General features: G+C 51.1%; 5 protein-coding genes, 10 tRNA genes and 3 rRNA genes. All 18 read right to left on the bottom strand.

Going from position 1 to position 13006, the window contains the following annotated elements; genetic code table 11:
* Nucleotides 1–55 precede the first annotated feature (55 nt).
* Nucleotides 56–129: transfer RNA gene (locus L6442_RS08775), tRNA-Pro, on the bottom strand.
* A 13-nt stretch (nt 130–142) separates the two neighbouring features.
* Nucleotides 143–222, bottom strand: a tRNA-Leu gene (locus L6442_RS08770).
* A gap of 8 nt (nt 223–230) precedes the next feature.
* Nucleotides 231–304, bottom strand: a tRNA-Arg gene (locus tag L6442_RS08765).
* A gap of 6 nt (nt 305–310) precedes the next feature.
* Nucleotides 311–385, bottom strand: a tRNA-Gly gene (locus tag L6442_RS08760).
* Between the two features lie 18 nt (nt 386–403).
* A tRNA-Lys gene (locus tag L6442_RS08755) sits at nt 404–479 on the bottom strand.
* A 142-nt stretch (nt 480–621) separates the two neighbouring features.
* Nucleotides 622–698: transfer RNA gene (locus tag L6442_RS08750), tRNA-Asp, on the bottom strand.
* A gap of 32 nt (nt 699–730) precedes the next feature.
* Nucleotides 731–804 (bottom strand) — tRNA-Met (locus tag L6442_RS08745).
* A gap of 28 nt (nt 805–832) precedes the next feature.
* Nucleotides 833–908 (bottom strand) — tRNA-Val (locus L6442_RS08740).
* A gap of 139 nt (nt 909–1047) precedes the next feature.
* Nucleotides 1048–1122: transfer RNA gene (locus L6442_RS08735), tRNA-Glu, on the bottom strand.
* 5 nt (nt 1123–1127) lie between these two features.
* Nucleotides 1128–1203: transfer RNA gene (locus L6442_RS08730), tRNA-Asn, on the bottom strand.
* A gap of 8 nt (nt 1204–1211) precedes the next feature.
* Nucleotides 1212–1328 (bottom strand): 5S ribosomal RNA (gene rrf, locus L6442_RS08725).
* A gap of 231 nt (nt 1329–1559) precedes the next feature.
* Nucleotides 1560–4487 (bottom strand): 23S ribosomal RNA (locus L6442_RS08720).
* A gap of 393 nt (nt 4488–4880) precedes the next feature.
* Nucleotides 4881–6434 (bottom strand): 16S ribosomal RNA (locus L6442_RS08715).
* The 16S, 23S and 5S rRNA genes sit together here with 10 tRNA genes alongside, the layout of an rRNA operon.
* A 589-nt stretch (nt 6435–7023) precedes the next feature.
* Nucleotides 7024–8991: a LysM peptidoglycan-binding domain-containing protein gene (locus L6442_RS08710; protein WP_212980027.1), complete on the bottom strand. Its 1968-nt coding sequence runs from the start codon at nt 8989–8991 to the stop codon at nt 7024–7026.
* A 177-nt stretch (nt 8992–9168) separates the two neighbouring features.
* Nucleotides 9169–10047 (bottom strand): branched-chain-amino-acid transaminase, encoded by an 879-nt coding sequence (gene ilvE / locus L6442_RS08705; protein WP_194235200.1) that lies wholly within the window; start codon nt 10045–10047, stop codon nt 9169–9171.
* Between the two features lie 3 nt (nt 10048–10050).
* Nucleotides 10051–10941 carry a prephenate dehydratase gene (pheA, locus tag L6442_RS08700; protein ID WP_194235201.1) on the bottom strand — a complete coding sequence of 297 codons (891 nt, stop codon included), beginning with the start codon at nt 10939–10941 and terminating at the stop codon, nt 10051–10053.
* Nucleotides 10938–11906: a homoserine kinase gene (gene thrB / locus L6442_RS08695; protein WP_212980028.1), complete on the bottom strand. Its 969-nt coding sequence runs from the start codon at nt 11904–11906 to the stop codon at nt 10938–10940. The genes pheA and thrB overlap by 4 nt, the downstream gene beginning before the upstream one ends.
* Nucleotides 11903–12973, bottom strand: coding sequence for a threonine synthase (thrC, locus tag L6442_RS08690; protein WP_194235203.1), 1071 nt, complete (start codon nt 12971–12973; stop codon nt 11903–11905). Before thrC ends, thrB begins: the two co-directional genes overlap by 4 nt.
* Nucleotides 12974–13006: the final 33 nt, after the last annotated feature.

The raw sequence follows: 13006 nt of genomic DNA, 5'->3' as shown, positions 1-13006 counted from the left end.
GGGACAACGGATTTATACAACAAAAAGCCATCGAATAATTTCGATGGCTTTGAAATCGGGATGACACGATTTGAACATGCGACCCCCTGGTCCCAAACCAGGTGCTCTACCAAGCTGAGCTACATCCCGAAATGAAATATAATGCCGGTGAAGGGACTCGAACCCCCACGGTTTCCCTCACGATTTTGAGTCGCGCGCGTCTGCCAATTCCGCCACACCGGCTTATAAAGCGCGCCCTAAGAGATTCGAACTCCTGACCTTTTGATTCGTAGTCAAACGCTCTATCCAGCTGAGCTAAGGGCGCATATATTGGAGCGGACGACGGGAATCGAACCCGCGACCCTCGCCTTGGCAAGGCGATGCTCTACCGCTGAGCCACGTCCGCAAAAGCAATAAGTAAAACTGGTGAGCCATGAAGGACTCGAACCTTCGACACCCTGATTAAAAGTCAGGTGCTCTACCAACTGAGCTAATGGCTCTCAATGAGAAAATTGAATTCGCAAAGAATGGCGGAACCGACGGGATACTCTCACTTCGTTCGAGACTGCGAAGCAGTGCTAACGAAGTCGTCGCTCCGACGAACCCGATATACGGATTCTCATCCCTGAAGTAATTCAATAATGGCGGAACCGACGGGATTCGAACCCGCGATCTCCTGCGTGACAGGCAGGCATGTTAGGCCTCTACACCACGGTTCCACAGAGGCACTTTCCTATGTAAGGAAGGTTAATTGCGGGGGCAGGATTTGAACCTGCGGCCTTCGGGTTATGAGCCCGACGAGCTACCGAGCTGCTCCACCCCGCGTCATTAAAAAACTTCGTTGATATAATTATGGTGGAGGCTGAGGGGATCGAACCCCCGACCCTCTGCTTGTAAGGCAGATGCTCTCCCAGCTGAGCTAAGCCTCCATGATGAAGCTAAAGTAGTAAATGGTGACCCGTAGGGGATACTCTCACTTCGTTCGAGACTACGAAGCGGCGCTACCGAAGTTGACGCTCCGACGAACCCTATTGGATTCTCATCCCCAGTTGAATCTAAAGTAGTAAATGGTGACCCGTAGGGGATTCGAACCCCTGTTACCTCCGTGAAAGGGAGGTGTCTTAACCCCTTGACCAACGGGCCGTAAATGGCTCCCCGAACAGGACTCGAACCTGTGACAACTCGATTAACAGTCGAGTGCTCTACCAACTGAGCTATCAGGGAATATGTATGCTTGGCGGCGTCCTACTCTCCCAGGACCCTTCGGTCCAAGTACCATCGGCGCTGGAGGGCTTAACGGTCGTGTTCGGGATGGGTACGCGTGGAACCCCTCCGCCATCGCCACCAAACAGGATTTTTGCGCTGCCTTTGCTTCGATGATTACTCACCGGCAAAATATCCATCCTTAGAAAGGACATGCAGCTTTAAAAATCAGTTCAGATGTTTGATCACCTGAAAACTAGATACGAAACGTTTTGCGTTTTAAAGTTCTCCGTAGCATTTCCCGGTTTTGTTCCCGGGGCCCCCGAAAAGTAATCGGAATCATCCGCGAAGCATACGCTTCACTTTTTGGGGTAATTTAGGATAAGCCCTCGACCGATTAGTATTGGTCAGCTCCATGCATTGCTGCACTTCCACCTCCAACCTATCTACCTCGTCGTCTTCAAGGGGTCTTACTAGTTGGGAAATCTCATCTTGAGGGGGGCTTCACGCTTAGATGCTTTCAGCGCTTATCCCTTCCGTACGTAGCTACCCAGCCATGCTCCTGGCGGAACAACTGGTGCACCAGCGGTACGTCCATCCCGGTCCTCTCGTACTAAGGACAGCTCCTCTCAAATTTCCTACGCCCACGACAGATAGGGACCGAACTGTCTCACGACGTTCTGAACCCAGCTCGCGTACCGCTTTAATGGGCGAACAGCCCAACCCTTGGGACCTACTTCAGCCCCAGGATGCGATGAGCCGACATCGAGGTGCCAAACCTCCCCGTCGATGTGGACTCTTGGGGGAGATAAGCCTGTTATCCCCAGGGTAGCTTTTATCCGTTGAGCGATGGCCCTTCCATGCGGTACCACCGGATCACTAAGCCCGACTTTCGTCCCTGCTCGACTTGTAGGTCTCGCAGTCAAGCTCCCTTCTGCCTTTGCACTCTTCGAATGATTTCCAACCATTCTGAGGGAACCTTGGGGCGCCTCCGTTACTCTTTAGGAGGCGACCGCCCCAGTCAAACTGCCCACCTGACACTGTCCCCGCACCGGATTACGGTACCAGGTTAGAACCTAGATACGATCAGGGTGGTATCCCAACGGCGCCTCCACCTAAGCTGGCGCTCAGGCTTCAAAGGCTCCCACCTATCCTGTACAGATCGTACCCAAATCCAATATCAAGCTGCAGTAAAGCTCCATGGGGTCTTTCCGTCTTGTCGCGGGTAACCTGCATCTTCACAGGTATTAAAATTTCACCGGATCTCTCGTTGAGACAGCGCCCAAGTCGTTACGCCATTCGTGCGGGTCAGAATTTACCTGACAAGGAATTTCGCTACCTTAGGACCGTTATAGTTACGGCCGCCGTTTACTGGGGCTTCGGTTCACAGCTTCGGATTGCTCCTAACCGCTCCCCTTAACCTTCCAGCACCGGGCAGGCGTCAGCCCGTATACTTCGCCTTACGGCTTCGCACAGACCTGTGTTTTTGCTAAACAGTCGCTTGGGCCTTTTCACTGCGGCCCCCTCGTGCTATTCACACTACCGGGGCACCCCTTCTCCCGAAGTTACGGGGTCATTTTGCCGAGTTCCTTAACGAGAGTTCTTCCGCGCGCCTTAGAATTCTCTTCTCGCCTACCTGTGTCGGTTTGCGGTACGGGCACCTTCACCTGGCTAGAGGCTTTTCTTGGCAGTGTGAGATCATGACCTTCGGTACTGTAATTTTCCCTCCCCGTCACAGCCCAGCCTTACGATGTGCGGATTTGCCTACACATCAGCCTCACTGCTTGGACGAGCATCCATCAGCTCGCGTCACTACCCTCCTGCGTCACCCCATCGCTCGTAGCGGTTTACGGTGGTACAGGAATTTCAACCTGTTGTCCTTCGACTACGCCTTTCGGCCTCGCCTTAGGTCCCGACTTACCCTGAGCGGACGAGCCTTCCTCAGGAAACCTTGGGCTTTCGGCGGATCAGATTCTCACTGATCTTTTCGTTACTCATACCGGCATTCTCACTTGTGTACGCTCCAGCGCTCTTTCCAGTACACCTTCAACGCTGTACACAACGCTCCCCTACCCCTGATACTTACGTATCAAGCCATAGCTTCGGTGGTGTGTTTAGCCCCGTTACATTTTCGGCGCAGAGTCACTCGACCAGTGAGCTATTACGCACTCTTTAAATGGTGGCTGCTTCTAAGCCAACATCCTGGTTGTCTGTGCAACTCCACATCCTTTCCCACTTAACACACACTTGGGGACCTTAGCTGATGGTCTGGGCTGTTTCCCTTTTGACAATGGATCTTAGCACTCACTGTCTGACTCCCGGTTAATCAGTCTATGGCATTCGGAGTTTGACTGAGCTTGGTAACCCTTGCGGGCCCCGCACCCAATCAGTGCTCTACCTCCACGACTGTCCCACCGAGGCTAGCCCTAAAGCTATTTCGGGGAGAACCAGCTATCTCCGAGTTCGATTGGAATTTCTCCGCTACCCCCACCTCATCCCCGAATTTTTCAACATTCGTGGGTTCGGGCCTCCAGTGCGTGTTACCGCACCTTCACCCTGGACAGGGGTAGATCACACGGTTTCGGGTCTACGCCCACGTACTAAGTCGCCCTATTCAGACTCGCTTTCGCTGCGGCTACGGCTTCTCACCTTAACCTTGCACGGGAACGTAACTCGCCGGTTCATTCTACAAAAGGCACGCCATCACCCATAGATCGGGCTCTGACTTCTTGTAAGCACACGGTTTCAGGTTCTATTTCACTCCCCTTCCGGGGTGCTTTTCACCTTTCCCTCACGGTACTGTTTCACTATCGGTCGCTAGGGAGTATTTAGCCTTACCAGATGGTCCTGGCAGATTCATACGGGGTTTCACGTGCCCCGCACTACTCGGGATCCGTCTCGGAGGGAACTGACTTTCGGCTACAGGGCTTTTACCTTCTATGCCGGGCCTTTCCAGACCTCTTCGCCTAACCAATTCCTTTGTAACTCCATGTGAGACGTCCCACAACCCCGGCCAGCAAGCTGACCGGTTTAGGCTAATCCGCGTTCGCTCGCCGCTACTGACGGAATCACTATTGTTTTCTCTTCCTCAGGGTACTTAGATGTTTCAGTTCCCCTGGTATGCCTCTTCACACCCTATGTATTCAGATGTGAGTGACTGGCTATTACACCAGCCGGGTTTCCCCATTCGGACATCCCCGGATCAAAGCTTGCTTACAGCTCCCCGAGGCAGTATCGTTGTTCGCCACGTCCTTCATCGGCTCCTAGCGCCTAGGCATCCTCCGTGTGCTCTTAGTAGCTTAACCATGTTCGCTCTGGTTTTGCGCTCATCGCTCTGTTGTTCGCTTGTTTCTCGATTGAATTAAATCAAGGTGGAAACAAGCTCGCAAAGGATCGCTGATCTCAAAACCTTCGCTGCTACTTTTTTTTTACTTGGTCTTACAATGAAGACACAAGCAGCTAAAAGGATATTTCTAAAACGCAAATTCGTTTCGTTATCTAGTTTTCAAGGATCAAGACCGGCTCTCATGTCATTCTCACAAGTGGAATGAACAGAATCGGCGATTTGAAAGAGTGTTTGCTCTCTCAAAACTGAGCAACGAGTGAGATGGTTACTTTGCATTCGCAAAGTGATCCGGCAGCTTTCGCTGACCGTTATTATTTGTACCGCTTCGCTACGGAAGCGAGGTACTCCATAGAAAGGAGGTGATCCAGCCGCACCTTCCGATACGGCTACCTTGTTACGACTTCACCCCAATCATCTACCCCACCTTCGGCGGCTGGCTCCTTGCGGTTACCTCACCGACTTCGGGTGTTGTAAACTCTCGTGGTGTGACGGGCGGTGTGTACAAGACCCGGGAACGTATTCACCGCGGCATGCTGATCCGCGATTACTAGCAATTCCGACTTCATGCAGGCGAGTTGCAGCCTGCAATCCGAACTGAGACCAGCTTTGATAGGATTGGCTCCATCTCGCGACTTCGCTTCCCGTTGTACTGGCCATTGTAGTACGTGTGTAGCCCAGGTCATAAGGGGCATGATGATTTGACGTCATCCCCGCCTTCCTCCGGTTTGTCACCGGCAGTCATTCTAGAGTGCCCACCTTAAAGTGCTGGCAACTAAAATCAAGGGTTGCGCTCGTTGCGGGACTTAACCCAACATCTCACGACACGAGCTGACGACAACCATGCACCACCTGTCTCCTCTGTCCCGAAGGAAAGGTCTATCTCTAGACCGATCAGAGGGATGTCAAGACCTGGTAAGGTTCTTCGCGTTGCTTCGAATTAAACCACATACTCCACTGCTTGTGCGGGTCCCCGTCAATTCCTTTGAGTTTCAGTCTTGCGACCGTACTCCCCAGGCGGAATGCTTAATGTGTTAACTTCGGCACCAAGGGTATCGAAACCCCTAACACCTAGCATTCATCGTTTACGGCGTGGACTACCAGGGTATCTAATCCTGTTTGCTCCCCACGCTTTCGCGCCTCAGCGTCAGTTACAGCCCAGAGAGTCGCCTTCGCCACTGGTGTTCCTCCACATCTCTACGCATTTCACCGCTACACGTGGAATTCCACTCTCCTCTTCTGCACTCAAGTCACCCAGTTTCCAGTGCGAACCAAGGTTGAGCCTTGGCCTTAAACACCAGACTTAAGCGACCGCCTGCGCGCGCTTTACGCCCAATAATTCCGGACAACGCTTGCCCCCTACGTATTACCGCGGCTGCTGGCACGTAGTTAGCCGGGGCTTTCTTCTCAGGTACCGTCACTCCGTTAGCAGTTACTCTAACGGTCGTTCTTCCCTGGCAACAGAGCTTTACGATCCGAAAACCTTCATCACTCACGCGGCGTTGCTCCGTCAGGCTTTCGCCCATTGCGGAAGATTCCCTACTGCTGCCTCCCGTAGGAGTCTGGGCCGTGTCTCAGTCCCAGTGTGGCCGTTCACCCTCTCAGGTCGGCTACGCATCGTCGCCTTGGTGAGCCGTTACCTCACCAACTAGCTAATGCGCCGCAGGCCCATCTGCAAGTGACAGATTGCTCCGTCTTTCATTATCGCTTCATGCAAAGCGATAAATTATCCGGTATTAGCTAACGTTTCCGCTAGTTATCCCGGTCTTGCAGGCAGGTTGCCTACGTGTTACTCACCCGTCCGCCGCTAACCATCTGAGGAGCAAGCTCCTCATCAAGTCCGCTCGACTTGCATGTATTAGGCACGCCGCCAGCGTTCGTCCTGAGCCAGGATCAAACTCTCCAAGAAAGTTTGTGACTCATTTTGAATCTGACGAGAAATTAATTCTCATTTGCTTGATCATCGATTCAGACAGCTGTCATGAACCCGACAATCTCGCGTTTTGGTTTCGTTGCGAAACCCTTATCTCACTCGTTGTTCAGTTTTCAAAGATCAAAATCTTTCATTTTATTCACCGCATTATCTCAGCGGCAACTTTTATAATATATCATGTTTTTCAGAGATTTGCAAGCTTTTTTTAAAACTTTTTTTCTCTTAAAAACTATCCGGCTTTTAATAGTTTTCTTGGCCGGAACAATAATATAACATATTAGTCTTGTAATTAGCAAGTACTTTTTTAAAAAAACTGTAGACTTCTGTTCGTATGCAATCATTGACTTTACGGCTGCTACTTCCTCATCTTATCTGCTAAGCATCTGCATAGTCAGAATCTCGTTAGTCTTTCGAACGCTTTAACATGATTTACTTAACATAAACAGACAGACAAAATAAAGGTCTCCCACAAAGTTTTTGCAACCTGCGGGAGACCGCTTTATACAATTGTTGTTTGTGCGATCTGCAACAAAATAGGCTTGCATTGGATCGATTCGTCAAAGTTTTATCTTTTGATCCAAGGATTTTTCCGTCTTGAGGCATTGTTTTTGCTTTTGGCTTTTTTGGCTGGTGCTTTATCGCGGGAAGTTCTGGAACTGCTCAGCGTTTTTACCTTTTTGGCGGGTTCGGCCTCCGCCTTCCCTACGGTCTCTTCCGTTTCAAAAGATTCCCTCGGCGCTTGAGCCGCCACCTCGACCGAATTTATGCTGGCGGAAGGCGCGGATTCAGTTTCGGACTCGGATTCAGATTCAGATTCAATTTCAGATTGCTGTGGAGGATATACGGTTGTTAGCTCAGCCCGGTCCCAGATCGGCTCAACCATGCCGCCCAATCCGGGAAAACTCGTATTCGGGTCATGAAACGGCATATTCGGCCCATGGCTGTATGCGCCCAGCTGCGCATTCGGTTCTGCGCCATAAGGTTCCATTACCGGCGCAATCATAGGGTGCGGGTAGCACCATGGAGGGAGAACAAAATGCGAATAGCAGTATGGATCCACAAAAGCAGGTTCAGGCGCATGATAAACCGGAGCCGTTCCGGAACAACCGCAAGGACTAGGGGCATAGATCGGCGCTATATGTTCATGATGAAATGGCTGATTCGGATGATGGCTTACAGGAGACTGCATACTTAGCTCGTAAGCAACAGGCGATTGATGGTTTTCCCAATGGTGATGATCCCAATGTCCGTCCCCAGGTACGTGAGTAGCAGGGCTTACCCAGGATTGATTAGATGTATAATGATCTTCTGCGCCCTCTACAATGCCTGGATAATGCGATGTTTTACCCATATGATGATGTTTATGTTCTGAAACTTGCTCAGCCAAAACACCATCGTCACAAGGCATATGATAATAAGAACCTACTTCGTGAACAGGGGTCGTGTATTGCATAAAAGGATGATGTGCTCCCCCGATCCACTGATTATCATCGCAGCCGCAAGGCTCTTTAGCAATCGGTTTGATCTCTGCAGGTTTATTTTCGGCTACAGGCATAATATTCGGTTTGGCATTAGGTACATGCATTTCCCCCATCACGTTTGGCATGACGTTTGGCATGATCATCTCTGGCATAATATTCATGTTCTCATGCGGTTTAATCATTTCAGGCATCACGTTCAGCATCATGTTTGGCATGATCATCTCCGGCATGATATTCGGATTTTCATGCTGTTTAATCATTTCGGGCATTACGTTCGGCATTACGTTCGGAATTGTCATCTCCGGCATGATGTTCGGATTTTCATTCGGTTTAATCATTTCAGGCATTACGTTCGGCATCACGTTCGGAATTGTCATCTCCGGCATGATGTTCGGATTCTCGTTTGGTTTAATCATTTCGGGCTTTACGTTTGGCGTCTCGTTTGGTTTAACCATTTCGGGCAGCACGTTCGGCATAATGTTCGGCACTGTTACTTCAGGCATTACATTTGTAATGTTTGGCAGTACATTCGGAAGATTAGGGAGATTGGGCATTTCGAGCTGCTGCGGCGGCAAATGGGCCGGGGCGGTAGCTTCCGCTTTTGGAGCCGTGATTTCTTCTTTCGGACCGGTAAAATGTTTTCCACCAGGATGTAACTTTTCGTGAGCCACGTTCACATTTTCGTTTGCATGGGCATTTTCGCTGGCTACCGGATCGCCTTTGACTTTAGGGATGTTGACTACCTCTCCTACAAGCAGCGCATTCGGATTTTTGAGCTGGGGATTGGCGTCGATCATCTCTTTCAGGGATACTCCCCAAGCTTTCGACAGCTTCCAAAGTGTGTCCCCTTGCTTGACGACATGCTTATGGATGATGTGATCAGCACTTGGAACCTGCACCGGTTCAGCCGGTATTTTGACTTTTTGTCCGATCTGCAGCTGATTGGGGTCGGAAATTTGCGGGTTTGCGTCGATGATTTTTTGCAGAGGAATACCATACTTTTTAGAAAGCTCATATAAAGTGTCGCCACTTTTTACGATGTGTATCTTCACGCGGCAAATACCTCCTAAACTTCTTATAGGCGCATAAATCGTCCGCCTTCGTTACTACATCTTATGCACGGGATAGGCGGATGACATCCCTTATGACAAAAAAATCCTTCCATGAGCTTGTCATGAAAGGATTTTTCGGTAACCCGGCCGCGTGAACCGGGCGCTACGTCCGTATAGCTACCAGACTTTGTAGCCGTCCTTGGTAACCGCTTTGCGGAATTCTTCGAGCAGTTTCAACGTAATCGGACCTGCTTCGCCTTTGCCAATCATCCGTCCGTCGATTTCGCGCGCTGCGATAACTTCCGCCGCCGTACCTGTGAAGAATACTTCATCCGCAATGTAAATGTCATGCATCGTAAACGGCTCTTCCTTCAGCTTGTAACCAAGCTTCTCGCACAGCTCGATAATGGCCATGCGGGTAATGCCTTCAAGCGCGCCCAGATAGCAAGGAGGAGTGTACACAACACCTCTTTTGACGATGAAAATGTTGTCGCCAGAGCCTTCAGTCACATAGCCCTGCGCATTCAGCATTATCGCCTCATCCGCTTCATAAAGATTGGATTGGATTTTCACCAAAATATTGTTCAAGTAATTCAACGATTTGATCTTCGGATTCAGGGCGTCGGGCAGATTGCGGCGCGTGGATACCGATACGGCACGAAGGCCTTGTTTGTATGCTTCTTCCGAGTAGATCGCAAGCTGTTCCACAATGATCAGCACCGTCGGTTTCGGGCAGCGTCTTGGATCAAGCCCCAAATTGCCCGCTCCGCGGGAGACAATAAGACGGATATACCCGTTTCTCATATCGTTGCGGCGGATTGTCTCCGCCATCGCCTCCCGCATTTCCTCCAAAGACAGCGGAATGATAAGGTCTATCGATTTTGCGGAATCATAAAGACGCTCCAAATGCTCATCGCATTTAAAAATATTGCCTTCATAGATGCGGATGCCTTCAAAAATACCATCGCCGTACAAAAAACCATGATCGAATACCGATACCTTCGCATTTTCTTTGGTGACGAATTCTCCATCCAGATAGATCCACTGCTCTGACATAAACTACAGCACCTCCGAGATTAATTCCTGATAAGTATAGCTTGGATAGGAGCCAAGAACGCGCACCTGACAGCCCAAAGCCTTGATTTCCTCAATCGCCGCGGTCAGCAGCACGGAATCCACCGATTCCAGAACATCGATATAAAAATAATAACTGCCCAGTTTCTTCTTCGTTGGGCGGGACTCAATGCGGGACAAATTCAGACGCCGCCACGCAAATGCCGCCAATACCTGATGGAGCGCACCCGGAAAATCCTCCGGCAGCGTAACCAGAATGCTTGTTTTCATTTGCTTGATCTGCTGCGGAAGCTTAGCCAGCGGCTGGTTGCCGATCAGAATGAACCGGGTGTAATTGTTGTCATGGTCGGTCACCCGCTGCGCCAATACATCCAGCTTGTGTATGGATGCCCCGAGATTGGTCCCGATGGCCGCAAGACCCTGCCCCGGATGTTCTTTCACAATGCCCACCGCTTCCGTCGTACTTCCTGCATTCACAAGCTCTGCCTGCGGTGCATGTTTGCGGATAAATTGCTGGCATTGGGCCGTCGCCACGGGATGTGACAAGATTTGCCGGATTCGCGTAAAGTCTACCTCCCCCGAATCCGCCACAAATTCCTTGCGGTCTCCAATCAGGTTTTGGATCGATGGATAAACCCATTCCACCTGAATGGGAAGATCCACTTCATTAACAAGCCAATCCATATGAAGGCTTACGGAGCCTTCAATGGTATTTTCTATGGGGATGACGCTATAATCGGTTTTTCCGTGGACCGTCGATAAAAACACGTCTGAGATCAGCTTGTGGTATACAAGTTCTGCCGGTTCATCCCCGAGTAATTGCAGCGCGGCCTCGTGCGATACCGAACCTTCGGGCAATAATGCAATTCGCTTCATGTGTGTATTTCCCCTTCTATCATTTCCAAAAGTGAGCCGGATGGCATGCTGCCGAGCAGACGCGCCCCTTCGGATGACGGCTTCAACCACCGTACAGAGGCGCGTATGCCCTCGGCTTTCATCGTATTCAGCAGATAGGCCTCCAGTTCCTCTTTTCGCCCGGAACGACGGTGGGCGAGCGCAAGCAATGTCGGTCCGGCACCGCTCAACGCGATCCCCAGCGCCCCATGCTCCGCAGCATGATCCAATATTTCGGCCATGCCCGGCACAAGCTCCGCCCGGTACGGCTGATGCAGGCGATCGGACATTGCCCGGCTGATCAGATCTAGTCTGCCTTGGCACAAAGCGGCCACAAGCAAAGAAGATCTGCTGATATTGTATACCGCATCCTTGCGGCTGATTTTATCGGGGAGCACCTTTCTCGCTTCTGACGTCGACAATTGAAACTCCGGAATGACGACAAGCACTTCCAAATCCTCATGCGGCTGCATCCGGATATAATCTGCATGTTCGCCGTCCCATATCGCCGTAATAAGCCCGCCGAACAACGAAGCCCCGACATTATCCGGATGATCCTCGATCGCAGTCGCCATATCGAACAGCCTCGCTTCGGACAATGGCGATCCGATCAAGGCATTGGCGGCATAAAGCGCGCCAACGATAGCGGAAGCGCTGCTGCCGAGACCACGGGTGAGCGGAATGTCGGAATACATCGATATTTCCAGCTCGGGCAGGTGAATGCCCGCTTCACGAAACACCATTTGAGCCACCTGATAAACCAGGTTCTTTTTATCCGTCGGTATTCCTTCCATTTCACTTCCGTACAAACGAATCACCGTTTCATCGGATGCTTTCATCCCGATCCATGAGTACAATGACAAAGCCATGCCCAGCGTGTCAAACCCGGGACCGAGATTCGCAGTGCTGGCAGGAACCCTTACACATACTCCTTCCGGTCTGATCATGCTTTGGCCTCTTCCAACTTGGCGATGGCCTCCATAACTGCCTCTTCAGTGTCTTGTACAACAAGCGGATCGGCGTTAACGGTGCTCAAGGCTACGTTCGGGTCTTTGAGGCCGTTGCCGGTAAGCACGCATACAACGGATTCCCCGCCTTTGAAATAACCTTCCCGTTTCAGCTTTAATACGCCCGCAACCGATGCTGCGGAAGCCGGTTCGGCAAACACTCCTTCGCGGGAGGCGATCATACGATAGGCGGCCAAAATTTCTTCATCCGTCACATAATTGATTTGTCCGCCAGACTCCTCAGCCGCAGCAACCGCCGTTTTCCAGCTTGCCGGGTTGCCGATCCGGATCGCCGTGGCAATCGTTTCAGGCTCAAGAATTGGCTCGCCCTTAACAATAGCCATAGCGCCTTCGGCTTCAAAGCCGACCATTTTCGGCAGCGAAGATGCTTTGCCTGCGGTATGATATTCTTTAAAACCTTTCCAATAAGCCGAGATATTGCCTGCATTCCCGACGGGGATCGCCAGCACGTCAGGCGCTTTGCCCAGCTGGTCGACTACCTCGAACGCAGCCGTTTTCTGCCCTTCGATGCGGTATGGGTTCACCGAGTTGACGAGCGTGATCGGATGTTTGGCCGTAATTTCGCGCACGATTTCCAGCGCGCGGTCGAAGTTGCCCTCAATGGCAATAACCTTGGCCCCGTATATCATCGCCTGCGCCAGTTTGCCAAGTGCGATGTTATTGTTCGGAATAAGCACGATGCAGTTTAGGCCTGCACGGGCCGCATAAGCGGCTGCAGCGGCGGAAGTATTGCCCGTAGAAGCGCACATGATCGTGCGGCTGCCCTCTTCGATGGCCTTGGCAACCGCCATAACCATGCCGCGGTCTTTAAAAGAACCGGTAGGATTCAGTCCCTCGTATTTAAAATGCAGATCAAGTCCGAGTTCCTCCGAGAGATTCACCGCGCGGATCAGCGGCGTATTGCCTTCCTTAAGCGTAAGCAGGGGCGTATTTTCATTGACTGGCAGATATGATTTATAAGTTTGAAGCAGTCCTTGGTATGACATCGGTATGGCTCCTTTTTTCTTTGTTCAGGATTT

The organism is Paenibacillus azoreducens, assembly GCF_021654775.1.
In the GTDB taxonomy this organism is placed as follows: Bacteria; Bacillota; Bacilli; order Paenibacillales; family Paenibacillaceae; genus Paenibacillus_AQ; species Paenibacillus_AQ azoreducens.
This window is presented reverse-complemented; position numbering and strand designations above follow the sequence as displayed.